Here is a 21643-nt window from a genome sequence, read left to right as displayed (position 1 = left end):
GTTGAGCATGTCGGCCCCGCCCGGCGGCCGGTCTCGTTAAGATCGCGGTGATCGTTTCTATCCCCTGCGACCATGCGAGGCCCCCTGTATGACGGCCATCGATTCCGGGCGGCGGTCCGACCGGCTCGACCACGCGCGCCGGCTCGCCGAAAGCGGCGACCTCGACGGCGCGGCCGAGATCTTCGCGGAACTCGCCGCGGACGAGAACGCGCCGGAGCGCGGCGAGGCGGGCGAGGGCCTGTCGGTCGTGGCCGAGCGGATGGCCGAGCGGCTGCTGGAGGACGGCGAGCCCGAGCGGGCCGCCGACGTCCTGCTGGAGGCGCTGTCGATCAGCGCGGTGGCCGACCCCGCGCGCCTGCGGGTGCTGCTCGGCATGGCGCACCTGGAGATGGCGTGCGCGCAGTTCGCCGGGGCCGTGGAGGACAGCCGCCAGGAGGGGGCCGACGCCGGCACCGGCGCGCTCGCGATCGAACTGCTGGCCCGCACGCTGCCGCTGCGGGGCCGTGACGCCGACGCCGAGACCGTCTGGCGCTACGGCCTCGACCATCCCGATCCCGCGCTCGCCGAGCAGGTGCTGCTGCGCCTGGGCCGCGACGTGCGCCCCGCGATGGAGGCCGGCGCGGCCGGGTGACCCCCGTGATCCCCCTGTGCCCCCCCCGTGGTCGTCCGCTGGTCGTCCTGCCGCGTGTCAGCGCTGGTGGCGGCGGCCGAGGGCGTGAGCGAGGTTGACCGCGATGATCCCGCCCCAGGCCAGGAGCAGGCCCGTCGCGCCGGAGGTCTGCGCCGCGATGGCGGTCAGCGGGATGCCCAGGGCCAGCGAGCCGATGGCCATGCCCACGGCGCCGTCCCTGTGCTTGGACTGGCCGCGAGGCGGCTGGTGGGCGAGCTGGGCCGCCACCTCGTTGCGCACCCGCGCGGCGATCTCCACGTCGAGCTTGTCGAGGAACGAGTCGACCAGGGCGTCCTCGTAGTCCGGCCCGAGGTCGCGGCGGGCCGCCATGACGGCGCGCAGGTCCTCGCGGTTCGAGGGGGCCGCCTGCGGCGGAGGGACGGGGTGCCCGGTTCCGGGCGGCGGTTGGTGCGATGCGATGTCCGGCACCATGACATTCTTGCCTCTTTATCGGATGACTGCCATCCTCCGATCGGAGGGTCGCCTCCTCCTGCTCCTGCCGGACCCGTTACCTTCACCGCATGGAGATCGAGACCCCGCACGGCCGCGCGCTGGCCGAGGTGGACGAGGCCGCCGATCCCCGGCTGCTGCTGGTCCTGACCCACGGGTCCGGGGGAGGCGTGGAGGCCCCCGACCTGCTCGCCGTACGGGACGCGGTGCTGGCGATCGGAGGAAGCGTCGCACGGGTGACCCAGCCGTTCCGGCTGCGCGGCGCGCGGGCGCCGGGGTCGGCGGTCAAGCAGGACGAGGCGTGGCTGTCGATCGTCGCCGCGCTCCGCGAGCGTCACCCTGGCCTGCCGCTCGTGCAGGGCGGGCGGAGCAACGGCGCGCGGGTCGCCTGCCGCACGGCGAGAGCCGCAGGGGCGGAGGCGGTGGTGGCGCTCGCGTTCCCGCTCCACCCTCCGGGCAAGCCGGAACGCTCACGGGCGGACGAGCTGCGGCAGGCGGGGACCCCGGTGCTCGTGGTCAACGGTGACCGGGATCCGTTCGGCGTGCCGGACGAGAAGGACGCCGAATGTCTCGTGGTCCTTCCGGGGGAGGGACACGAGTTCAAGAAGGATCCCGCCCGCGTGGGCGAGGTCGTGGCCCGGTGGCTGCTCTCGCGCCGCTCCGCCGCTCCGCTCAGGTGAGCATGGTCTCGCCCGCCTCATGGCCGATCATGGCCAATTTTTGACTGACTAGACACTCTCTTATATTGTCGGATCATGCCTAGACCACGCAGTGAGGACCGGCGTAACGCGATCCTGCGGGCGGCCACCCGCGTCATCGCGTCCCAGGGGCTCGGGGCGGCCACCGCGACGATCGCGAAGGAGGCAGGCGTCTCCAACGGATCGTTGTTCACCTACTTCGACACGAAGGCGAAGCTGCTCAACGAGCTCTTCCTCGCGCTGAAGACGGAGATGAGCGCCGCGGCGACCGCCGATCTCCGGGCCGGGGACGCACCCCGTGAGCAGGTCCGCCACATGTGGACGCAGTGGTGGCGCTGGGCGACGGCCAACCCGGACAAGCGGCGGGCGCTCGCGCAGCTTCAAGTGGCGGACGACATCACCGCCGACACCCATCGGGCGGCGAGCCTGGCCTTCAGCGGCATCGCCGGCCTGCTGGAACGGAGCCGGGCCAACGGGCCGATGCAGGACGTGCCGCTCGGTTTCGTCCTGACCCTGGTGAACGCGATCGCCGAGGCGACGATCGACGAGATGATCCGCGAGCCTGCCGAGGCCGAGGCACGCGGCAGTGTCGCGTTCGAGGCCATCTGGCGGGTGCTGGCCGGCTCCTCCACCGCGCCCACCGCCTGATCCGCGCCCAGTGCCTGATCTCCATCTCCATGATCTCCACAGTGAGGGAGCCGACGTGCCCGACGTCAGCCGCAGCACATCGCCCGCAAGGGCGTGGATCATCACCGGGCCGACGTCCGGAATCGGCAGGCGCACCGCGATCGAGCTCGCCGAGCACGGCTCCGTCGTGCTGGTGGGCCGTGACCCGGGCAAGCTCGCGGAGGTCGAAGCCGAGATCAACGCGCGGCCCGAGGGGCACGCGGTCTCGGTGGTCTGCGACTTCTCCGATATCCCGAGCGTGCGGCGCGCGGCCGCACGGGTCGTCGCGCTCGGTCTTCCGATCGCCGGCCTGCTCAACAACGCGGGCATCATGCCGGCCCGCGCCGACCGGGCCGCACAGGGGTGGGACCTCGCCTTCACGACCAACCACCTCGGACCGTTCGCGCTGACGGAGGCGCTCATTCCGCACCTTCCCGACGGCGCGAACGTCGTGTTCGTCTGCTCGGGCGTCGAGGATCCACAGCGCAAGCCCGCGGTCGCCGCCGGCTTCCGCGGCGGGCGCTACATCTCGGCGCAAGCCAGTGTGCGCGGCCAATGGCGGCCCGGGGGCTCGTCCAAGACCGGCTTCGACGCCTACGCCACCTCCAAGCAGTGCAATCTCGCCACCGTGCTCGCGTTCGCACGTGAGACGCCGCGGCTGCGCTTCAACGCGGTCGAACCGGGCTTCAATCCGGGCACCGGCCTCGGCCGCGACGCCAGCGCCGTGGTCCGGTTGCTGGCGAGGTACGTCGCCGCGCCGCTCGCGCCCCTCATCAAATACTGGAGCACACCGAAGCGTGCCGCTCGGATGATCACCGGGGTGCTGACCGACGGGTCGGATCGGACAGGGGTCTACTACGACGAGAACGGCAAGCCGATGGTGGGCTCCGCGCAGGTCCGTGACCCCGCTTTCGCCGACCGCGTCGTCGCCGAGACCCGCGCGCTGCTCGCCACCATTCCCCTGGACGAGGCACCCACGAATCGGTGATCGCTGACCGCGACCCGGTCGCGGACCACGATTCCGTACCCCATCGGCAGATGCCGCTGCCGGGGGCACGGTCCGCCGGGAAGTCACCCGTCGCACTCGTGGTCCTGCCGGGGGAGGGGCACGAGTTCAAGAAGGATCCCGCCCGCGTGGGCGAGGTCGTGGCCCGGTGGCTGCTCTCGCGCCGCTCCGCCGCTCCGCTCAGGTGAGGGTGGTCTCCGCCCCCGCAGGGGAGACACCCGTCCAGGGCCAGAGCTTCTCCGGGTTGCGTACCGCCCAGATCCGCGTGATCCGGTCGCCCGGCGCGTCGAACGCCGCCACCGTCACTGTGACGCCGTCGAGCCGGGCCACCAGGCCGGGCTGACCGTTGACCGTACGCTCCAGGCATGCCGACCGACTCGTCGAGCGTGATCCGGTCGGCCGGGTCGGCCGGGTCGGCCGGGTCGGCCGTGCCGCCGCCCCGCCCGCCGATCCACTCCGTCCGATCCGGCAGCGGCTCCGGGACCCACTCGCCCACGTAGCTCTCCCGCCGCGCACGCGCCGAGCCGAGCAGGTCGAGGCAGACGCGGCCGGCCACCCTCGTCAGCCACGCGCCGGGCGACGCGATGGCCTCCTGCTCCTGCCGCGACATGGCATACCAGCGGGCGTACGTCTCCTGCACGACGTCTTCGGCGTCGGCCAGGGAACCGAGGAGCCGGTAGGCGAGATTGATGAGCCGACGCCGCTCGCTCATGATCGCGCTCAGGCCCGGCTCGGATGTGGTGGTCATGGCGCCCCGGCTTCTTCGGTCGTGTCTTCCCTCACCAGACCGATGAGACAGCGCGCCCGAATGTGAGACCGGCGCTACGTGAGGCCGATGCGTCACCTCACATTCCCGGCGGCCACGTCGTCTGACTGTCGGGACACCGAGTCCCGGGCCTCACACCCGGTGAGATCGAGAAGGGAAACACGCCATGCCCACGCACGCGACGACGAAGCCAGGCAACCTCATGCTCCTGCGTGCCGCGACCACCGTGCAGACCGTGGTCGTCTTCGTCCAGGCGATCACCGCGGGACTGCTGCTGTCCGCGCGCGGCCATGGGGCACCGCACAGCGCCGGGGCGTACACGCTGTTCGGCGTGACGGTGCTGCATCTGATCGTCGCGATCGTGACGTGGCGGCGGGGCGGCGGCGGCTCGCCCGGGCCCGCCCTGTACGCCGCCGGGTTCCTGGTGCTCACGCTCGCGCAGGTGGCGCTGGGCATCGCACACGTGAAGATCGTGCACATCCCGCTGGGCGTCCTGATGTTCGGCCTGAGCGTCCTGCAGCTCGTCTGGATCTGGTCCGGGCGCCGCGCTACAGGCGCCGGTGCCGTTCGAGCGTGAGCAATGGCGCGGGATCGGGCGGCGCCGGGCCGGTGCGGCGCCCCCGTGACGATCACGGGGTGACCATGTGGTGGGTACGAATGACTACTCCACCGGTCGCCCGCGTCGTCCTCGCGGGTGGGAGCGAGGGCATCGGCCGCTCCCACTCCGCGTCGGCCGCGTCTCCCCGGTCTCCCACGCCGATCACGGTGCGGGTGGAACGCCGATCACCTCGGCGTCCGGGAACGCGACCTTCAGGCCGCGCTGATGGCCATGTCGGTGGGGCGGTGCGGGGCGATGACGCCGCCGTCGGGCAGCAGCTCGCCGGTGTCCTCGAACAGCACGACGCCGTTGCAGAGCAGGCTCCAGCCTTGCTCGGGGTGACAGGCTATCGTGCGGGCGGCTTCTCGGTCCTTCGCGTCCGCGCTGGGACAGGCCGGTTCATGAGGGCACATCGCCGGGGCTCCGTGTCTTTATCGTTCGCTCGGTTTTGTCTTCCTGGCGTCCGTGGGGTATGACGCACACCACACTGGACTACACCAGTTTGCGGCTCGGCCGCATCCGTACGACATAGCCCGTTCGGAGCATTTCCGCCGGTCGGGCAGGGGACCCGGCCACCCCCCGAGCAGGCTCGCGCGCACTGATGTGACCTACTACACAAGAATGCCCCAATGCAGGCAACGGTCCGGCCTCGACACGCCGACGGCCGGATAACCGAGGTATCACAAATTCCGGACATCTCGCGCGGCTGATGCGGACAGTCCGAAAGCGACAGGTCTCAGCCGCCGAGGCCGGCGATCAGCGCGTCGAGGCCGTGCTCGAAATCGCGCTCGCCCTCGGCGGTGCGCGCGTCGCGCACCTCGGCGTCCGGGTCGGCCCATCCCGACTGCTGGACCTCCACCGCCACGCTGCCGAAGACGTACGCCCGCAGCGCGCGGACCGCCCCGGCAGGGTCGCCCGCCCCCGCCTCGCGCAGCTGCTCGGTCTGCTCCGTGATCGCGATGAGGGCCGACCCCTTCGGCGGCTTGGTCAGCGCCAGCGACAGCACGCCCGGGTGTTCCAGCAGTGCGGCACGGCTCGCGCGGGCCCAGGCTCGCGCCCTGTCCTGCCAGGTGGCGGCGGTGGCCGGATCGACCTCCACGGTCGTCACGTGCTCGGCGAGGGCGTCCATCAGCGCCTCCTTGCCCCGCGGCAGGTGGTGGTAGATCGCCATGGCCTCCACCTGGAGGGCGTCGCCGAGCCGGCGCATGGTAAGCCGGCGCAGGCCCTGGCCGTCGGCGATGTGCAGCGCGGCGTCGATGATCCGCTCGCGGGACAGGGGGACGGGTGGTCGCTTGGCAGGCACGGCGATCATGCTGCCACATGCGTCCTTACTTCGTAAAGGGCGGCACACCCTGCGGTGCGGGTCCCGGCGGGGAGCGCGTACGCTACCGATTGCGACGCGAGTTCGATTGCGCACATCCGATTGCGCGAGTCCGATACCGAAGGGGCTGACGATGGCGTTTTTCCGTCCGCGGGTGAGCCGGGAGGCGGAGGTCCGCTACCACGCGGATCTGGAGATCCGGAAGGACTTCGACCAGGTGCTGGAGAAGGTCCGGGTGGCGCAGCGGCGGTTCCAGGAGGCGAAGGCGGCGGGCGTGCCGCTCCCCGAGCTCCGTGAGGCGGCTCTGGGTCTCGACGCCGCGCTGACCGAGGCGCTGCGCGCCGCGGAGGCGGGCCAGCGGGCCACCTTCGGCGTGAAGGCCTACGACAGCAGGATCGCCCGGCGCAAGGCGAAGGCCACTCCCGAGGGCGCGCTGTGGACCGACGAGGTGAACCGCCTGCGCACGCTGCGTGAGGCGCACCGCCTCAGCGGCATCCCGCGGCTGCCCCGCGCCTCCAAGACGGGCGACCCCGCCCGCCTGACCCCGCGCGACGTGCGCAAGGGCCTGGCCGCCGCCGGTCGCTGAGCCCGGACAGCCGTACGGCCCGCACCCCGGAAGGGATGCGGGCCGTACTTGTGATGGGATCAGCTCGCCCAGTCGAGCAGCGGGCGGGTGTTGCTCGGGTGCCGCAGCTTGGACAGCGACTCCTTCTCCAGCTGGCGGATCCGCTCCCGGGTCAGGCCCAGGTGCTTGCCGATCTCGTCCAGCGTGTGCGGCTTGCCGTCGGCCAGGCCGAAGCGCAGGCTCATTATCTTGGCCTCGCGCGGCGACAGGTTGCTGAGCACGCCCTTGAGCTGCTCGGCCAGCAGCTGCCGGTCGACGACCTCGGACGCCTCGGGGGAGTCGACGTCCTCGATGAGGTCGCCGATGCGGGTCTCGCCGTCCTCGCCGATGGTTGAGTCGAGGCTGATCGGCTGCCGGCTGGTGCGCAGCAGCTCCTCGATCTGGTCCGGGGTCTTGTCCAGCTCGACGGCCAGCTCCTCCGGCGTGGGCTCCCGGCCGAGCCGCTGGTGCATGTCACGCTCGACGCGCGACAGCTTCGACAGCATCTCCAGCACGTGGACGGGCAGCCGGATCGTCCGCGCGGAGTCGGCGAAGCCGCGCTGGATGGCCTGCCGGATCCACCACATGGCGTACGTCGAGAACTTGTAGCCCTTGGTGTAGTCGAACTTCTCGACGGCGCGGATCAGGCCGAGGTTGCCCTCCTGCACGACGTCGAGCAGGGCCATGCCGCGGTCGGTGTACTTCTTGGCCACCGAGACGACCAGGCGGAGGTTGGCCTCCAGCATGTGGTCCTTGGCCCGCCTGCCGTCCTCGATGACCCACTCCAGGTCCTCGCGTACGTGCGGGGGCAGGGGCTCGCCGCTCTCGATCGCGGTCTCCAGCTTGTACTCGGCGTACAGCCCGGCCTCGATGCGCTTGGCCAGCTCCACCTCCTGGGCGGCGGTGAGCAGCGTGCGGCGGCCGATGGACTTCAGGTAGGTGTGGACCGAGTCGCCCATGACCGAGGAGGTGTCGTCGAGGTCGAGCGTGCCGCTGTCCTCCACCTCGGCCTCGTCGGCCTGGAGCTCCTCGTCGTACGGCTCCTCGTCGGCGGTCTTGGCCGTCTTCTTCGCGGAGCTCTTGGCCTGCGCCGCGGCCTGGGCGGCCCGGCGGGACTTCCTGGCCGGCGCCTTGGCGGGGGCGACCTCGGTCTTCTCGCCCGGCTCGCTCTCCGCGGCGTTGTCGGAGGCCAGGTTCACGCCCGCCTCGGTGAGCTCGCGCAGGATCGAGCGGCCCTCGGCGGGGCTGACGCCGGCCTTCGCGAAGGCCTCGCGCAGCTCCGACAGGGAAAGGCGGCCCTGCGTACGGCCTCGCTCCAGGAGCAGGTCGAGCGTCGTCGGGGTCACCTCGCGCTCGGGCGAGTCCGCCACGGCGGTCCGGGGCATGAGGACACCTCCTCCTTGCGGAGTTCGTGGATGATCGAGGTTCTGATGCTTGCGAATCGGGGCCGCGGCGTCCGGCCGCGCAGCGCACCAGTATCAATAACGCTCTCGCGCCTGGTTTGTTCCCTCGCCGGGCGGGGGAGACTGGCACACCCGCCTGAGCGGGCCGGTCAGTCGGGGATGATGCTGACGCTGACCTGGGGCATCGGCATGGGGTTCGCGCCCCGGATGCGCTCCTGGGTCCAGTAGTCGGCGACCCCGTCCGGGTCGTCGGTGAGCTCCTTCAGCACCACGTCGGGGTCGACCTCGGGAGTGGCCTGTGCCCTGGTGACGTCACCCTGGGCGGGATCGTCGGGGGAGACCTCGACCGTTCCCCCGCGACCACCCGGCCCGAGCTTGGCGGCCGGGGCGTCGCCCGCCTTCGCGGCGTCGTCAAGGCGGCCGGCGAACGCGGCGGCCGTGACCGACGCTCCGCCCACGATGACGACGGCGACGAGCACGGCGGAGGCCATCATCTTCTGGGCCGGCGTGAGGCGGATCGGTTGCATGCGGCGTCCCCTTCCCCCTGCTCTTACAGACGCACGAAGGTCATCCGCGGTTCCGGTTCTTGATTGCGACCATATCGGGTTTGCCGTTGGGCAGGAGCGGGATCTGGGGCACCAACTCGACGGCGCGGGGCGCGGCGTAGGCGGGCAGCCGCTCCTTGGCGAAGTCTCTCAGCCCGCCGAGCGTGACCTCGCCGGCATCCCGGGGGACCACGACGGCGACCACGATCTCGCCCCACTCGGGATCGGGCCTGCCCACCACAACGACGTCGCGTACGGCCGGGTGACCGGCCAGGACCTCGGCGACCGCGCCGGCCACGACCTTGCGGCCCCCGGTGTTGATCACGTCGTCGGCCCGGCCCAGCACGGTGAGCCGCCCGTCCTCGATCGAGCCCAGGTCGGAGGTGACGAACCAGCCGCCTTCGAACGGCCGCTCCTCGCGCAGCCGGTAGCCCGAGAACAGCACGGGACCCGCGATCCGCACCCGCCCGTCGCCGCCGATCTTGACCTCGACGCCGTCGAGCGGCACGCCGTCGTACACGCACCCGCCGCTCGTCTCGCTGGAGCCGTACGTGGTGACGATCCTGGCCCCGGCCGCGCGGGCCTCGGCGAGCAGGCCCGCGGGAGCGGCGGCCCCGCCGAGCAGGATCGTGCCGAAGGCCGCGACGCCGGCCCCCGCGTCGAGCATGCGCCGCAGCTGGGTGGGGACCAGCGAGACGTGGTCGGCCCCGCTCGCGGCGACGCCGGCGGGGGAGAAGCGCGCGTGGATGATCGGCTCGGTGCCGCACAGCAGCGACCGGATCAGCACCTGCGCGCCCGAGATGTGCGACGGCGGCAGGCAGCACAGCCAGCGGTCGCCTTCGCGTGCGCCGAGCCTGGCCAGCGAGGCGCGGGCCGAGGCGAGCAGCGCCTCGGCCGTCAGCTCCACCCCCTTAGGCGTGCCGGTGGAGCCGGAGGTCGCGATGATCAGCGCGGCGTCGGACGGCTCGCCGTCCGGCTCGCGCCGCACGCCGTCGGCGGTGACGACGTGCGTGGGGCGCAGCGCGGCGAGCGTCGCCTCCAGCGCGGCCCGCGGCAGGTCGGGCGACAGCGGCAGCACGGCCGGCCCGTCGCCCGTCAGGGCCTGCCGTACGGCCTCGGACAGCGCGGGCCCCGGAGGCAGGACGAGAGCGTGCACGGGACGCTGTCCTGAGCGCTGTCCTGGGCGCTGTCCCGGGCGATGTCCGTGAGGGCTGAGCACGGTCGTAAGGTTAGTCCCGGCGCGGTGGCCGGAGGCGACCGCCTGGTCGGCGGCGCGCGGTCGGCGACGGCGCCTGGTTGATGACGACGAAGGAGCGGGTGTGACGAGCGGGGTCGACTGGAAGCGGTCGGGCGAGTATGAGGACATCATCTACGAGACCGCGGAGGGGATGGCGAAGATCACCATCAACCGCCCCGAGCGGCACAACGCCTTCCGGCCCACGACCTTGTTCGAGCTCCGCGAGGCCTTCAACCGCGCCCAGGAGGACACCGAGGTCGGTGTGATCATCTTCACCGGCGCGGGGGACAAGGCGTTCTGCTCCGGCGGCGACCAGAAGATCCGCGGCGACGACGGCTACGTGGACGACAAGACCCACGGCATCGGCAGGCTCAACGTCCTGGACCTGCAGGTGCAGATCCGCCGCTGCCCCAAGCCGGTCATCGCCATGGTGGCGGGCTACGCCATCGGCGGCGGCCATGTGCTGCACGTCTGCTGCGACCTGACGATCGCCGCCGACAACGCGAAGTTCGGCCAGACCGGCCCCAAGGTCGGCTCGTTCGACGGCGGGTACGGCTCCTGGCTGCTCGCCGAGACGGTGGGCCTCAAGCGGGCCCGCGAGATCTGGTATCTGTGCCGGCAGTACGACGCCCAGACCGCGCTCCAGTGGGGCCTGGTCAACGCGGTGGTGCCGCTGGAGCGCCTGGAGGAGGAGACCGTCCAGTGGGCTCGCGAGCTGCTGGAGAAGTCGCCTCTGGCGCTTCGCATGCTGAAGGGCGCGCTCAACGCGGTGACCGACGGCGCGGCCGGCATGCAGCAGTTCGCCGGCGACGCGACGCTCATCTACTACATGAGCGAGGAGGCCCAGGAGGGCCGCGACGCGTTCAAAGAGAAGCGCAAGCCGGACTTCTCGAAGTTCCCCCGCCGCCCGTAGAGGCCGCGCGATGACGGCGGCCACTCCTTTTTGCCGTACGCTTGCGCCTGCGGAAACGGGAGGAGACGCGCGGGTGGACAGAAACCGGGCCGACCGGGGCGTTGTGGAGGCGCGGCGGTGAACCCGGCGACCGCCCTCTCGACCGTCCTGATCGACGAACTGGTGCGCTGCGGGGTCACCGATGTGGTGCTCGCCCCGGGATCCCGGTCCGCGCCGCTGGCGCTCGCCGCGCACGCGGAGTCGCGGGTGCGGCTGCACGTCCGCGTGGACGAACGGTCGGCCTCGTACCTCGCGATCGGCCTGGCCAAGCGGTCCGAGCGGCCGGTGGCCCTGATCTGCACCTCGGGCACGGCGGCGGCCAACTTCCACCCCGCCGTGATCGAGGCGTCCGAGTCGGGTGTGCCGCTGATCCTGCTGACCGCCGACCGGCCGCCCGAGCTGCGCGGCACCGGCGCCAACCAGACGATCGACCAGATCAAGCTGTACGGCTCGGCCGTGCGCTGGTTCGCCGAGGTCGGCGTGCCGGAGGACCGGCCGGGCCAGGTGGCCTACTGGCGGTCGCTGGTGTGCCGGGCCTGCCAGCGCGCCGCCGGGCCGCCGGACCCCGGGCCCGTGCACCTCAACGTGGCCTTCCGCGAGCCGCTGATCCCCGACGGCGACACGACCTGGAGCGAGCCGCTGGACGGCGACGCCTCCGGCGCGTGGTTCCGGGCGCGGGTCGCGCCGCCCTCCGCCGCCCTGCACATCCCGCCGACCCGGCGCGGAGTGCTGGTCGTCGGCGACGGCGCCGCCAACGTGCGGCGATACGTCGCCGCCGCGGGAATGGCGGGCTGGCCCGTGCTGTCGGAGCCCAACGGCGGCGGCCGATACGGCGACCACGCCGTCTCGACCTACCACTTCCTGCTGGGCGACCAGGAGTGGGCCGACGCCCACCGGCCCGACGTCGTGGTGACGCTGGGCCGCCCCGGGCTGTCGCGCCCGCTGCTGTCGTGGCTGCGCCGGGCCGAGGAGCACATCGTGGTCTCGCCCGACCTGACCCGGTGGCCCGACCCGACCCGCTCGGCGACGCAGGTGGCCCAGGCCGTGGAGATCCCGATCGCGGCCGGCGGCGACGCCTGGCTGCGGGCCTGGCGGCACGCCGACCACGTGGCCCGCCAGGCGATCGACGAGGTGCTCGACTCCTCGGGCCTGACCGAGCCGCGGATTGCCAGGGACCTCGCCGAGGTGGTGCCCAACGGCTCGCTGCTGTTCTGCGGGTCGTCCATGCCGATCCGCGACCTCGACCAGGCCATGCGCCCCCGGCGGGGGCTGCGGCTGATGGCCAACCGGGGCGCGTCGGGCATCGACGGCCTGGTCTCCTCCGCCGTCGGGGCGGCGCTCGCCCACAACGGCCCGGCGTACGCGCTGATCGGCGACCTCACGCTGCTGCACGACCAGAACGGCCTGATCCTCGGGCCGCGCGAGCCCCGGCCCGACCTGTGCTTCGTGGTGGTGAACAACAACGGCGGCGGGATCTTCTCGCTGCTGCCGCAGGCCGCCTTGGAGGACCCGTTCGAGCGGGTGTTCGGCACGCCCCACGGGGTGGACTTCGGCTACGTCGCCGCCGCGCACGGCCTGCCGTACGCGCTGGTCGAGGAGCCGGAGGAGCTGTCGAAGGCGCTCAAGGGGGACGGCCTGCGCATCGTGGAGGCGCGCACCGACCGGATGAGCAACGCGGCCGTCCACGCCGCGATGCGCGACGCCGTGCGCGCCGCGATGCGTGACTGATCCTCTCCAGGACGGAGGCGGCGGACGCCCATCCTCCTTTCCGGTTACCCGCCATGGTCCTCGCGGCGGATGCCGCACTCGTGGAGCGACGGCACAATGGGGGCTGTTGGCGCGTTGAGGGAGTGAGATGCACGTAGACGAGTGGCTGCAGACCATCCCGTCCGTCTGGGTCTACGTGCTCGTGGGCTTCGTCATCGGGCTGGAAAGTCTCGGCATTCCGCTCCCGGGCGAGATCGTGCTGGTGAGCGCCGCGCTGCTGTCGTCCAAAGGGGTCGTGGCCCCCGGGATCGTCGGGCTCTGCGCGAGCGTCGGCGCGATCGTGGGCGACTCCATCGGCTACCTGATCGGCCGCAAGGGCGGACGGCCGCTGTTCGACCGGCTGGGACGGCGCTTCCCCAAGCATTTCGGCCCCGCGCACATCGCCAAGGCGGAGCAGATGTTCAACCGCCACGGGATGTGGGCGGTGTTCTTCGGCCGTTTCGTCGCCCTGCTGCGGATCCTCGCCGGGCCGCTGGCCGGGGCCCTGCACATGCCCTACTGGCGTTTCCTCATCGCCAACGTCCTCGGCGGCGTCGCGTGGGCCGGTGGGACCACGGTCGCGGTCTACTACCTGGGCATCGTGGCCGACAAGTGGCTGAAGGGCTTCTCCTGGGTGGGGCTGGCGGCCGCCGTCCTGGTCGGCCTCGGCACCACGGTGTGGCTCAAGCGCAAGGCCGCCAAGGCCGCGCACGAGGAGGAGACCGCGCCGGAGACCGTCAGCGCCTCGTAACGCGCCGTCCGTTTTCCGCCAGCCCTCGGCACGGGCACACGGCCACGATGAGGGCGTGACGTTCGAAATCAGGGCCATCGCGCCCGACGTGCTCGACCAGCTCAGGAAGACCGACGACGCCGGGCGCACGCCGCGCCGGATCGTCGAGGAGGAGGGCGGCAGCCCGCTGCGCTGCTGCCTGCGCCGCTCCCGGCCGGGGGAGGCGATCCTGCTCGTGGCCTACGCGCCGCTGCGCCGCTGGGCGCTGGACACCGGCGCCGACCCCGGGGCGTACGAGGAGGTCGGGCCGGTGTTCATCCACGAGGAGCCGTGTGAGGGGCCCCAGCCGGAAACGGGGCCCGGCTATCCGGCGGCCATGGGCGGGCGGGTCTTCCGCACCTACCGCGCCGACGGCTCCATCCTGGACGGGCACCTCGTCGGCGCGCATCGGTCGGCCGATCCCGTGGCGGCGTCGGCCTTGCTGGACACCCTGCTGGAGGACCCGGAGGCGGCGCTGGTCCACGTGCGGGCCGTGGAGTTCGGCTGCTTCCTGTTCGAGGTGCGGCGCGGCGGGCCGGGGAATCCCGCGCCGGTCCGCTGAAACGAACCTCGCGTGTGCGGCGGCTTTCGCGCAACCGATGGTTGCGCGTCGGCCGCCGTACGGATAGCCTCATGTGCAACCAAAGGTTGCAGGAGGCTGGCATGGAGTTCGGCACCATCGAGCGTGAGATCCACATCGAGGCGTCACCGGAGATCGTCTTCGAGGTGGTGAGCAGTCCCGGCCACCTGAAGGAGTGGTGGCCGGACGACGCCAGGTTCGAGGAGATCCCCGGGGCGGCGGGGGAGCTCGTCTTCGGCGACCCCGGCGCCGGCGGGGCGGTGGTGTCGTTCACCGTCCTCGACGTGCGGCCCCCGCGCACGTTCTCGTTCCGCTGGACGCACCCGGCCGGCGAGACGGCGGCCGAGGGCAACTCGCTGCTGGTCACCTTCGACCTGACCCCCTCGGGGGCCGGGACGCTGCTGAAGATGACCGAGTCCGGCTTCCGCGAGATGGGCTGGGAGGCCGCTGTCCTCGAACAGCAGTACCGGGATCACGTCGCCGGGTGGGACTTCCACCTGTCCCGGCTGGCGCCGTACATCGCGACGCTGCGGGTGCGGCCGTGAGCGCGCCGGCGGCCGAGGACGTCGACGACGACCTCTGGTCGGCGATCGGAGACCCGACCCGGCGGCGGATGCTCGACCTGCTGCTCGCCGAGGGCGACGGCACCGCGACCTCGCTGGCCCAGCGGCTTCCGGTCACCCGCCAGGCGGTGGCAAAGCACCTCGGCGTCCTCGACCGGGCGGGCCTGGTGCGGGGGACGCCGGCGGGCCGGGAGAAGCGCTATCGGGTGGACGACGCCCAGCTCGCCCGCGCGGTCGCCCAGCTGTCGTCCGTAGGGGCGGCGTGGGACGCCAGGCTGCGGCGGATCAAGCGGATCGCCGAGGCGATCCAGCGCACCCGGCAGGACTGACGAGACGAGGAGCCGAAGATGGCGGACATCCTGCACAGGATCGGGGTCAAGGTCCCGGCGCCGGAGAAGGTGTACGACGCGCTGACGACCGTCGACGGCCTCGCCGGCTGGTGGACCGACGACACGAAGGGGAGCGGCGAGGTCGGCGGCGTGCTGGAGTTCCGGTTCCCGCCCGGCGGCTTCGACATGGAGGTGGTCGACCTGCGTCCGTCCGAGCGGGTGGCGTGGCGGGTGGTCGACGGGCCCGAGGAATGGCCCGGGACGACGATCGACTGGGACCTCCGCCAGGACGGCGACTGCACGATCGTGCTGTTCAAGCACCAGGGCCGGCGGGAGCCCGTGGAGTTCATGCACCACTGCAGCACGAAGTGGGCCACCTACCTGATGAGCCTGAAGTCCCTGGTGGAGACCGGCGAGGGCGCGCCGTCGCCGCGGGACGTGCAGATCAGCGACTGGCACTGAACAGGACGGCATTGAACGGATCGGCGCTGGGGGGTTCGTCCGGCGCCACAAAGGCCCTACATTACTTTGTAAAGGCGGCCCGCTGAATAAGCTGACCTTGTGGCAGCGCCGTACCAGACGATCAAGCACCCCGTCGAACACGAGATCGAAGTCCGCCGTTCGCGTTTCATCTGCGCGCTCGCGCCCGCCGCAACGGAGGAGGCCGCGCGGGCGTTCGTCGCCGAGCGCAGGCGGCGATACGCCGACGCGACCCACAACTGCACGGCGTACGTCGTCGGCGAGCGTGTGCGCAGGGCGGACGACGACGGGGAGCCCGGCGGCACGGCCGGCACGCCGATGCTGGAGATGCTCACCCGGCGCGGCTTCGCCGACGTGGTCGCCGTCGTGACCCGCTACTTCGGCGGGGTGCTGCTGGGCGCGGGCGGCCTCGCACGGGCGTACGGCGGCGCGGTGGGGGAGACCCTCGACCGGGCTGAGGTGGTCGAGATGGTCCCCGCGGCGGTCGTGACCGTGTCGGTCGGCCACGCCCAGGCCGGGAGGCTGGAAAGCGACCTGCGCGCCTCGCCGTACGCGCTGCGGGGCGTGGACTACGGGTCGAAGGTCGCCTTCGATGTGGCGGTGGCCGAAGACCGGCTGCCCGCCTTCGAGGAGTGGATCGCGTCGCTCACCGCCGGGCGGGCCGACACCGTCCGCGGCGGCACCGTCCATCTCGCCCGTTGACGCGATCGCGGTGACCGTCCCCTCCGTGCATGCCGTCCGCGCACAGGCCGCGGTGTGTCACGGAAAGCGGTGTGTCACGGAAACTCGTCGGCCAGATCGCCGGGGATGCTCGACTTGACGTCCTCCCACTCTCCCTCGGCGATGTAGAGCCGCAGGGCATTGAGCACCGTCCTGATCAGTGATTCGACCCCGCCCTCGATCTCGAAGGGGAACTCCCGGCGCACCCGCGCGTGGAACTCCTCCTTGTGCATCTTCACGGGAACCCTGCTGGGATCCCATCCCGTGTAGTACATGCCGCGGACCAGCATCGGCAGTTGAGCGCCGAGCTGGGCGGCCTCCTCGACGGGCAGCCGGTCGCGCAACGCGTGCAGGACCGCGCGCAAGGCGGCCCAGGACTGGTGCCGCCTCTCCTGCGACCACCCGTAGGCCTGCTCGATCTCCTTCAGCAGGCGATTGGTCTTGTCGACCGTGGCGTTGATAGTCGAGTAACCCGTTTCCACCATCGGGGCCGCCTCCTCGAACGGTGCATCAGTGCGAGGCCCTACCCGCACCCCAAACCGTACAAACGGGCATATATCCCACCGATATGGGCGATCAGCGGGAGCCCGCCGTCGGCGCTCACCCCTCCAGGGCGTACCGCATCACGCGGAGCTTGGCCTGCGCCTCGGCGAGCTCGGCGGCGGGGTCGGACCCGGCCATGATGCCGCAGCCGGCGAACAGCCGGGCCCGCCTGCCCGAGACGTACGCGCAGCGCAGCGCGATGCCCCACTCGCCGTCGCCACGGGAGTCGATCCAGCCGACCGGCCCGGCATAGCCCGCGCGGTCCATGCCCTCCAGTTCGCGGATGACGCCGAGCGCGGCGCCGGTGGGCGTCCCGCCGACGGCGGCCGTGGGGTGCATGGCCGCCACCACGTCGAGCACCGACGCGCCGTCGGACAGCCGGCCGGTGACCCGGCTGGCCAGATGCTGCACGTTGGGCAGCACCAGGAGCTCGGGCTCGTCGGGGACGTCGAGGGCAGAGCACAGGGGGGCGAGCGCCTCCCTCACCGAGGCGACCGCGCAGGCGTGCTCGTGGCGGTCCTTCTGCGAGGCGAACAGCGCGGCGCCGCGGGCGGCGTCCTCGGCGGGGCCGCCGCCCCGCGCCGTGGTGCCCGCGAGCACCAGCGACTCCACCTCCTGGCCGGTGTGGCGCACCAGCAGCTCCGGCGTCGCGCCGACCAGCCCGTCCACCGAGAACGTGTAGCACTCGGGGTAGCGCTCGGCCAGCCGGCTCAGCAGCACGCGGGGGTCGATGTCCCGCTCGGCGACGGCCGTCAGGTCGCGGGCGAGCACGACCTTGTCGAGCATGCCGTCCGCCTTGATCCGCCGTACGGCCTGCGCGACCCGGTGCTCCCACTCGGGCGCCGTCAGCGACCCGTCGGAGTAGCGGATGCGGCCGGGCTCCTGCGGCGGGGTGGCCAGGTCGAAGGCGCTGCCGCCGATCGTGGTGAGCCAGGCCTGGCCGCCGCGGCGGGCGAGCACCACGCGGGGGACGACCAGCACGGTCCCCGGGGCGTCGCCGTCGAAGGTGAAGGAGCCGAAGGCGACCGGTCCCGAGCCCGGCACGCCGACCTCATCCTCGATGAGCGCCCCGGCGAACAGCGAGGAGAGCCAGCCGCGGGCCCAGTCGAACCGGCCAGGGCCGGGCGGAACCGCGGCCCGCGCCGCCTCTCCCCAGCCCACGAGCCCCTCGCCGTGTCTGATCCAGGCGTACGGCGCGGCGTCTGGCAGACGCGCCAGCAGATCGTCAGGGTCGCTCACCGCGACCGTGCGAACCACGAGGGGCCGGATAAGAGCGACACTCACCCGACTCACTCTACGCACGATCTGAACGTGTTCGACAAGAGCCCCCCCTTGCGATGCCGGGTCCGCTGTGTCAAGCCGCGATAGGAACTTGGTCATGGAAGGCTCGACTTCCCTGGTGGCGATAGAGCGCACCTCCACGCGATCCCTACCTTTGATCTCCCGGAGGTGCCCATGATCAAGAAGATCACGCCGGTCCTGGCCACGGCCGTCCTGCTCGTGCCGACCGCCGCCAACGCCCGTACGACGCCCGCCGTGATGGCGGCGCTGGGCGACTCGATCAGCGCGGGGTTCAACGCCTGCGGCTGGTACGTCGCCTGCACGTCCCGCTCGTGGTCCGCGGGCGACTCACCATCGGTGAACAGCCACTATCTGCGCCTGCTCGCCATGAGCAGCGCGATCAAGGGGCACAACCGGAACTTCGCCTCCCCTGGGGCGACCAGCGCCGACCTGGCCGGGCAGGCGCGGAAGGCCGTCGACGCCGGGGCGGGCTACGTCACCGTGCTGATCGGCGCGCAGGACGCCTGCGTGGGCTCCGAGAAGGAGATGACCCCCGTGGCCGCCTTCCGGCGCAACATCGACGCCGCCTTCGACGTGCTGCGGCCCACGGGAGCGCGGGTCTACGTCGCGAGCATCCCGGACGTCAAACGCCTGTGGCGGGTCGGCAAGGACAACGCGTGGGCGCGCCTGTTCTGGGGGATCGGCCGCATCTGCCAGTCGATGCTGGCCGACCCGAAGTCCACGGCCAAGAAGGACGAGGCCAGGCGCGACCGGGTGCGCGAGCGGGTGATGGACTACAACGAGCAGCTCAGGCAGGCGTGCGAGAGCTACGGCCCGGCCTGCCGCCACGACGGGGGCGCGGTCTTCGCCTACCCCTTCACGCTGAAGCAGGTGAGCGCGTGGGACTACTTCCACCCCAACGCCGACGGGCAGAAGGCGCTCGCCAAGATCACCTTTGACGCCAGGTTCTTCGCCGACGTCGAGCCCTGATCCGGCACCCTGCCCTGGTGGCGCGCCGGGCCGGTTCCTCAGCCCGCGCGGCGGAGGCGGCCGAGGGTCCGCTCCAGCTCCTCCTGCAGCGCCCGGCCCGCGGCGTCGGCGTCGCCGCGCTCGACCGCGCCGACGAACGCCGCATGGGAGTCGTCTCCAGGGTTCGGGTCGCCCGCCCGCAGGTCGAGCAGGTCCACCAGGGCGACCAGGCCCTCGCGCAGCCGCGGGACGAACTCGGCGAACAGGTCGGTCAGCACCGGGTTGTGCGCGGCGGCGACGACGGCCGCGTGCAGGGCGATGTCGGCGTCGACGAAGGCGGCGTCGGTGTCCCGGGCGGCGGCCCGCCGGGCCTCCAGCGCCGCGTGCATCGCCGTCACGTCGTCCGGCGTACGGCGCCGCGCCGCCAGCCGGGCGGCCTGCACCTCGACCAGCATGCGCACCTCGTAGACGTCGGCCACGGCGGCACGGCGCAGGCGGGCCGTCCAGTCCTCGGCGGGGCTGGTGGCGATGACGAAGACTCCGGCGCCCTGCCGCGCCTGGACCAGTCCGGCGCCGGCCAGCGCGCGCAGGGCCTCGCGGACCGTGGAACGGCCCACGCCCAGGGTCTTGGCCAGGGTCGTCTCGCCGGGAAGCCGGGTGCCGACCGGCCAGATGCCCTGCGCGATCTGGTCGCGCAGGCTCTCGACGGCCTGGTCGACGAGGGGGCTGCGCTGGAGCGCGCCGAGCGCCATCGCGTTTCACCTCTCAGGTTGTCTGAGGAGTTGTCGTGTGGTTACTCTACCGCCCATGACGCCGTTCGGCCTCCTTCTCGGTCGCCGCGGCGGGGTTTGATCCGATGACCGGCGCCCCGCCGCGGGGTGCCGTGCCGCCGGTCGCCCTCCGACCGAAGGATCATCATCGTGACCGCCGTCTTCACCGTCTCCACCGCTTTTCCCACGATTCGCACCCCGGCCGGCCCGGTGCCCGCCGACGCTCCCGCCTGGAATCCCCAGCGGGGCGGCGCGATGCCCCACCACCGCTACCGGCCCGCGCACGAGCGGGTCGAGATACCCGAGATCCGCCGCACCTGGCCGGGGCGCAGGATCGAGCGGGCCCCGCTGTGGGTGCCCGTCGACCTGCGCGACGGCAACCAGGCGCTGGCCGAGCCGATGGACACCCTGCGCAAGCGCCGCATGTTCGACCTCCTCGTCGCGATGGGGTTCAAGGAGATCGAGGTCGGCTATCCGTCGTCGAGCCGGACCGACTTCGACTTCGTCCGTCACCTGGCCACGAGCGGCGTGGTGCCGGACGACGTGACCCCTGTGGTGTTCACGGCGGCCCGCCGCGACCTCATCGAGCAGACCTTCGCCTCCATCCAGGGCATGCCCCGGGCGGTGGTGCACCTCTACACCGCGACCGCGCCGGTCTGGCGCGACGTCGTGCTGGGACAGGACCGGGCCGGGCTGCACGCGCTGATCCGGGAGGCCGCCGAGCACGTCGCGCGGCTCGCCGACGCAATGCCGGGGACGGCGGTGCGGTTCGAGTTCTCCCCGGAGGTCTTCAACTGCACCGAGCCCGACTTCGTGCTGGAGGTCTGCAACGGCCTCACCCGGTTGTGGGACGCCTCGCCCGACCGGCCGGTGATCCACAACCTGCCCGCCACCGTCGAGATCGCCACGCCGAACCTGTACGCCGACCAGATCGAGTACATGCACCGGCACCTCGAACGGCGTGACGCGGTCATCCTCTCGGTCCACCCGCACAACGACCGGGGCACCGGGGTGGCCTGTGCGGAGCTCGCCATGCTGGCCGGGGCGCAGCGCGTCGAGGGCTGCCTGTTCGGCAACGGCGAGCGCACCGGGAACGTCGACCTCGTCACGCTCGCGCTCAACCTGTACGCGCAGGGCGTCGACCCGATGGTGGACTTCTCCGACATCGACGTCATCCGGCGGACCGTTGAGGAGTGCAACCGCCTGCCGGTCCACGTGCGGCATCCGTACGGGGGAGACCTGGTCTACACGGCCTTCTCCGGCACCCACCAGGACGCCATCAGCAAGGGCCTCGCCCACCACGAGCGCGCGGCGGCCGAGCGGGGCGTGCCGGCGGGAGAGGCGCCCTGGTCGGTGCCCTACCTGCCGATCGATCCGGCCGACGTCGGCCGCACGTACGAGGCGGTCATCCGGGTCAACAGCCAGTCGGGCAAGGGCGGCATCGCCCACCTCCTCCAGGTCCACCACGGGCTCGACCTGCCGAAGGCGCTGCGCGCCGAGTTCTCCCGCGTCGTCCAGGACGCGACGGACCGCAGCGGGCGGGAGGCCACGCCGAAGGAACTGCTCCGGTTGTTCCGGGAGGCGTACATGGCGGAGGACGGGCCGGTCACGCCGGCGTCGCTGACCGCCGGTGGCGACGGCTTCCACTGCCTGGTGCGGCACGACGGGCGCGAGAGCCGGGGGACCGGCGCCGATCCGGCGGCGGCCCTCGCCGCCGCGCTGACGGCGGCCGGGGTCGCGGTGGAGGTGCTCTGGCAGGGCGGGCATCCGGCGGAGGGCGGCGCCGTCGCCTACGCCCGGTGCCGTGTCGGCGGCACTCCCGTCTGGGGAGCGGGCGAGGACGCCGACGCCGCGACGGCGTACACCCGCGCCGTGCTCGCCGCCGTCAACCGCGCCCTGGCCGGGCAGCGGAGGTAAGCGAGGTCGCGTGGCCGGAGGGCCTCCCGAGTGGACTCTCCCACTGTGGGAGGCCCGATG

The 21643-nt window shown here is 72.3% G+C and carries 28 protein-coding genes and 1 pseudogene; 18 read left to right on the top strand and 11 right to left on the bottom strand.

Annotated elements, in window-relative coordinates:
• The first annotated feature begins 88 nt into the window (after positions 1-88).
• Complete coding sequence (locus tag OHB01_RS30260) at positions 89-631, top strand: hypothetical protein (protein WP_142646976.1); 543 nt, start codon at positions 89-91, stop codon at positions 629-631.
• Between the two features lie 57 nt (positions 632-688).
• On the opposite strand, the gene OHB01_RS30255 is transcribed toward OHB01_RS30260, so the two are convergent.
• Entirely contained in the window at positions 689-1102 is a 414-nt protein-coding gene (locus tag OHB01_RS30255) for a hypothetical protein (RefSeq protein WP_147943903.1), read from the bottom strand.
• 89 nt (positions 1103-1191) lie between these two features.
• Here OHB01_RS30255 and OHB01_RS30250 point away from each other — a divergent pair, with 89 nt between their 5' ends.
• The 4 genes from OHB01_RS30250 (at position 1192) to OHB01_RS30235 (ending at position 3678) form a co-directional block, all read left to right on the top strand.
• A complete protein-coding gene (locus OHB01_RS30250) occupies positions 1192-1800 on the top strand; it encodes an alpha/beta family hydrolase (RefSeq protein ID WP_142646978.1) in 609 nt (202 codons plus the stop codon).
• A gap of 75 nt (positions 1801-1875) precedes the next feature.
• Positions 1876-2466: a TetR/AcrR family transcriptional regulator gene (locus OHB01_RS30245; RefSeq protein WP_142646979.1), complete on the top strand. Its 591-nt coding sequence runs from the start codon at positions 1876-1878 to the stop codon at positions 2464-2466.
• 55 nt (positions 2467-2521) lie between these two features.
• Positions 2522-3472, top strand: coding sequence for an SDR family NAD(P)-dependent oxidoreductase (locus OHB01_RS30240; RefSeq protein ID WP_328854315.1), 951 nt, complete (start codon positions 2522-2524; stop codon positions 3470-3472).
• On the top strand, positions 3469-3678 hold the full coding sequence (locus OHB01_RS30235; RefSeq protein WP_142646981.1) for a hypothetical protein: 210 nt from the start codon (positions 3469-3471) through the stop codon (positions 3676-3678). Before OHB01_RS30240 ends, OHB01_RS30235 begins: the two co-directional genes overlap by 4 nt.
• Here the strand turns inward: OHB01_RS30235 and OHB01_RS30230 are convergent.
• Positions 3671-3820 (bottom strand): hypothetical protein, encoded by a 150-nt coding sequence (locus tag OHB01_RS30230; protein ID WP_240971305.1) that lies wholly within the window; start codon positions 3818-3820, stop codon positions 3671-3673. The two genes, OHB01_RS30235 and OHB01_RS30230, sit on opposite strands and share 8 nt — an antisense overlap.
• A gap of 35 nt (positions 3821-3855) precedes the next feature.
• Between OHB01_RS30230 and OHB01_RS30225 the strand changes: the two genes are divergently transcribed.
• The gene (locus OHB01_RS30225; RefSeq protein ID WP_328855893.1) at positions 3856-3990 is read left to right on the top strand and encodes a hypothetical protein; all 135 of its coding nucleotides are present in this window, start codon (positions 3856-3858) and stop codon (positions 3988-3990) included.
• A gap of 74 nt (positions 3991-4064) precedes the next feature.
• Here the strand turns inward: OHB01_RS30225 and OHB01_RS30220 are convergent.
• Positions 4065-4202: pseudogene (locus OHB01_RS30220) on the bottom strand (sigma factor); the annotation flags it as partial.
• A 220-nt stretch (positions 4203-4422) separates the two neighbouring features.
• Between OHB01_RS30220 and OHB01_RS30215 the strand changes: the two are divergent.
• Positions 4423-4833 carry a hypothetical protein gene (locus OHB01_RS30215; protein ID WP_328854314.1) on the top strand — a complete coding sequence of 137 codons (411 nt, stop codon included), beginning with the start codon at positions 4423-4425 and terminating at the stop codon, positions 4831-4833.
• 233 nt (positions 4834-5066) lie between these two features.
• On the opposite strand, the gene OHB01_RS30210 is transcribed toward OHB01_RS30215, so the two are convergent.
• Together OHB01_RS30210 and OHB01_RS30205 are read right to left on the bottom strand one after the other, a co-directional pair.
• Positions 5067-5267 (bottom strand): DUF5999 family protein, encoded by a 201-nt coding sequence (locus tag OHB01_RS30210; protein ID WP_079313908.1) that lies wholly within the window; start codon positions 5265-5267, stop codon positions 5067-5069.
• Positions 5268-5590: 323 nt separating this feature from the next.
• Positions 5591-6166 (bottom strand): TetR/AcrR family transcriptional regulator C-terminal domain-containing protein, encoded by a 576-nt coding sequence (locus OHB01_RS30205; protein ID WP_142646983.1) that lies wholly within the window; start codon positions 6164-6166, stop codon positions 5591-5593.
• Positions 6167-6308: 142 nt separating this feature from the next.
• Between OHB01_RS30205 and OHB01_RS30200 the strand changes: the two genes are divergently transcribed.
• Complete coding sequence (locus OHB01_RS30200; RefSeq protein WP_205830064.1) at positions 6309-6761, top strand: hypothetical protein; 453 nt, start codon at positions 6309-6311, stop codon at positions 6759-6761.
• A gap of 59 nt (positions 6762-6820) precedes the next feature.
• On the opposite strand, the gene OHB01_RS30195 is transcribed toward OHB01_RS30200, so the two are convergent.
• The 3 genes from OHB01_RS30195 to OHB01_RS30185 all read right to left on the bottom strand — a co-directional run bounded on the left by OHB01_RS30195 (position 6821) and on the right by OHB01_RS30185 (position 9883).
• Positions 6821-8164, bottom strand: coding sequence for an RNA polymerase sigma factor (locus OHB01_RS30195; protein WP_147943906.1), 1344 nt, complete (start codon positions 8162-8164; stop codon positions 6821-6823).
• Positions 8165-8331: 167 nt separating this feature from the next.
• Positions 8332-8709: a hypothetical protein gene (locus OHB01_RS30190; protein WP_142646985.1), complete on the bottom strand. Its 378-nt coding sequence runs from the start codon at positions 8707-8709 to the stop codon at positions 8332-8334.
• A 40-nt stretch (positions 8710-8749) separates the two neighbouring features.
• Positions 8750-9883, bottom strand: a complete 1134-nt coding sequence (locus tag OHB01_RS30185; RefSeq protein WP_142646986.1) for an AMP-binding protein — start codon at positions 9881-9883, stop codon at positions 8750-8752.
• A gap of 163 nt (positions 9884-10046) precedes the next feature.
• Between OHB01_RS30185 and menB the strand changes: the two genes are divergently transcribed.
• From menB to OHB01_RS30145, 8 genes are all read left to right on the top strand, one after another.
• The gene (menB, locus tag OHB01_RS30180; protein ID WP_142646987.1) at positions 10047-10877 is read left to right on the top strand and encodes a 1,4-dihydroxy-2-naphthoyl-CoA synthase; all 831 of its coding nucleotides are present in this window, start codon (positions 10047-10049) and stop codon (positions 10875-10877) included.
• Positions 10878-10994: 117 nt separating this feature from the next.
• Positions 10995-12644 (top strand): 2-succinyl-5-enolpyruvyl-6-hydroxy-3-cyclohexene-1-carboxylic-acid synthase, encoded by a 1650-nt coding sequence (menD, locus tag OHB01_RS30175; RefSeq protein WP_142646988.1) that lies wholly within the window; start codon positions 10995-10997, stop codon positions 12642-12644.
• 127 nt (positions 12645-12771) lie between these two features.
• Positions 12772-13413, top strand: a complete 642-nt coding sequence (locus tag OHB01_RS30170) for a DedA family protein (protein WP_142646989.1) — start codon at positions 12772-12774, stop codon at positions 13411-13413.
• A gap of 55 nt (positions 13414-13468) precedes the next feature.
• Positions 13469-13993 carry a DUF1203 domain-containing protein gene (locus OHB01_RS30165; RefSeq protein WP_328854313.1) on the top strand — a complete coding sequence of 175 codons (525 nt, stop codon included), beginning with the start codon at positions 13469-13471 and terminating at the stop codon, positions 13991-13993.
• A 101-nt stretch (positions 13994-14094) separates the two neighbouring features.
• Entirely contained in the window at positions 14095-14556 is a 462-nt protein-coding gene (locus tag OHB01_RS30160) for an SRPBCC family protein (RefSeq protein ID WP_142646991.1), read from the top strand.
• Positions 14553-14903: an ArsR/SmtB family transcription factor gene (locus OHB01_RS30155; protein ID WP_142646992.1), complete on the top strand. Its 351-nt coding sequence runs from the start codon at positions 14553-14555 to the stop codon at positions 14901-14903. Before OHB01_RS30160 ends, OHB01_RS30155 begins: the two co-directional genes overlap by 4 nt.
• Before the next feature lie 18 nt (positions 14904-14921).
• Positions 14922-15365, top strand: a complete 444-nt coding sequence (locus tag OHB01_RS30150; protein WP_328854312.1) for an SRPBCC domain-containing protein — start codon at positions 14922-14924, stop codon at positions 15363-15365.
• A 99-nt stretch (positions 15366-15464) separates the two neighbouring features.
• Positions 15465-16085 (top strand): YigZ family protein, encoded by a 621-nt coding sequence (locus tag OHB01_RS30145; protein WP_328710001.1) that lies wholly within the window; start codon positions 15465-15467, stop codon positions 16083-16085.
• 74 nt (positions 16086-16159) lie between these two features.
• Here OHB01_RS30145 and OHB01_RS30140 read toward each other — a convergent pair whose 3' ends face one another.
• Together OHB01_RS30140 and OHB01_RS30135 are read right to left on the bottom strand one after the other, a co-directional pair.
• The gene (locus tag OHB01_RS30140; RefSeq protein WP_142646995.1) at positions 16160-16588 is read right to left on the bottom strand and encodes a DUF2267 domain-containing protein; all 429 of its coding nucleotides are present in this window, start codon (positions 16586-16588) and stop codon (positions 16160-16162) included.
• 115 nt (positions 16589-16703) lie between these two features.
• Positions 16704-17930 carry an isochorismate synthase gene (locus OHB01_RS30135; protein WP_142646996.1) on the bottom strand — a complete coding sequence of 409 codons (1227 nt, stop codon included), beginning with the start codon at positions 17928-17930 and terminating at the stop codon, positions 16704-16706.
• Positions 17931-18101: 171 nt separating this feature from the next.
• Between OHB01_RS30135 and OHB01_RS30130 the strand changes: the two genes are divergently transcribed.
• Complete coding sequence (locus tag OHB01_RS30130) at positions 18102-18917, top strand: GDSL-type esterase/lipase family protein (protein WP_142646997.1); 816 nt, start codon at positions 18102-18104, stop codon at positions 18915-18917.
• A gap of 38 nt (positions 18918-18955) precedes the next feature.
• Here OHB01_RS30130 and OHB01_RS30125 read toward each other — a convergent pair whose 3' ends face one another.
• Positions 18956-19648 (bottom strand): FadR/GntR family transcriptional regulator, encoded by a 693-nt coding sequence (locus OHB01_RS30125; RefSeq protein WP_142646998.1) that lies wholly within the window; start codon positions 19646-19648, stop codon positions 18956-18958.
• A 273-nt stretch (positions 19649-19921) separates the two neighbouring features.
• Here OHB01_RS30125 and OHB01_RS30120 point away from each other — a divergent pair, with 273 nt between their 5' ends.
• Entirely contained in the window at positions 19922-21583 is a 1662-nt protein-coding gene (locus tag OHB01_RS30120) for a 2-isopropylmalate synthase (protein ID WP_405396704.1), read from the top strand.
• Positions 21584-21643: the final 60 nt, after the last annotated feature.

The organism is Microbispora hainanensis (assembly GCF_036186745.1).
Lineage (GTDB): Bacteria > Actinomycetota > Actinomycetes > Streptosporangiales > Streptosporangiaceae > Microbispora.
The sequence above is the reverse complement of the archived record's forward strand: the minus strand, read 5'-3'. Positions and strand labels throughout refer to the sequence as shown.

Bases quoted from the DNA above. Each gene is read 5' to 3' on its own strand.
- OHB01_RS30200 (WP_205830064.1), top strand. From the start codon at position 6,309: ATGGCGTTTTTCCGTCCGCGGGTGAGCCGGGAGGCGGAGGTCCGCTAC.
- OHB01_RS30205 (WP_142646983.1), bottom strand. From the start codon at position 6,166: ATGATCGCCGTGCCTGCCAAGCGACCACCCGTCCCCCTGTCCCGCGAG.
- OHB01_RS30255 (WP_147943903.1), bottom strand. From the start codon at position 1,102: ATGGTGCCGGACATCGCATCGCACCAACCGCCGCCCGGAACCGGGCAC.
- OHB01_RS30130 (WP_142646997.1), top strand. From the start codon at position 18,102: ATGATCAAGAAGATCACGCCGGTCCTGGCCACGGCCGTCCTGCTCGTG.
- OHB01_RS30260 (WP_142646976.1), top strand. From the start codon at position 89: ATGACGGCCATCGATTCCGGGCGGCGGTCCGACCGGCTCGACCACGCG.
- OHB01_RS30125 (WP_142646998.1), bottom strand. From the start codon at position 19,648: ATGGCGCTCGGCGCGCTCCAGCGCAGCCCCCTCGTCGACCAGGCCGTC.
- OHB01_RS30210 (WP_079313908.1), bottom strand. From the start codon at position 5,267: ATGTGCCCTCATGAACCGGCCTGTCCCAGCGCGGACGCGAAGGACCGA.
- OHB01_RS30160 (WP_142646991.1), top strand. From the start codon at position 14,095: ATGGAGTTCGGCACCATCGAGCGTGAGATCCACATCGAGGCGTCACCG.
- OHB01_RS30140 (WP_142646995.1), bottom strand. From the start codon at position 16,588: ATGGTGGAAACGGGTTACTCGACTATCAACGCCACGGTCGACAAGACC.
- OHB01_RS30120 (WP_405396704.1), top strand. From the start codon at position 19,922: ATGCCCCACCACCGCTACCGGCCCGCGCACGAGCGGGTCGAGATACCC.
- OHB01_RS30250 (WP_142646978.1), top strand. From the start codon at position 1,192: ATGGAGATCGAGACCCCGCACGGCCGCGCGCTGGCCGAGGTGGACGAG.
- OHB01_RS30225 (WP_328855893.1), top strand. From the start codon at position 3,856: ATGCCGACCGACTCGTCGAGCGTGATCCGGTCGGCCGGGTCGGCCGGG.
- OHB01_RS30170 (WP_142646989.1), top strand. From the start codon at position 12,772: ATGCACGTAGACGAGTGGCTGCAGACCATCCCGTCCGTCTGGGTCTAC.
- OHB01_RS30190 (WP_142646985.1), bottom strand. From the start codon at position 8,709: ATGCAACCGATCCGCCTCACGCCGGCCCAGAAGATGATGGCCTCCGCC.
- OHB01_RS30245 (WP_142646979.1), top strand. From the start codon at position 1,876: ATGCCTAGACCACGCAGTGAGGACCGGCGTAACGCGATCCTGCGGGCG.
- OHB01_RS30150 (WP_328854312.1), top strand. From the start codon at position 14,922: ATGGCGGACATCCTGCACAGGATCGGGGTCAAGGTCCCGGCGCCGGAG.
- OHB01_RS30215 (WP_328854314.1), top strand. From the start codon at position 4,423: ATGCCCACGCACGCGACGACGAAGCCAGGCAACCTCATGCTCCTGCGT.
- OHB01_RS30195 (WP_147943906.1), bottom strand. From the start codon at position 8,164: ATGCCCCGGACCGCCGTGGCGGACTCGCCCGAGCGCGAGGTGACCCCG.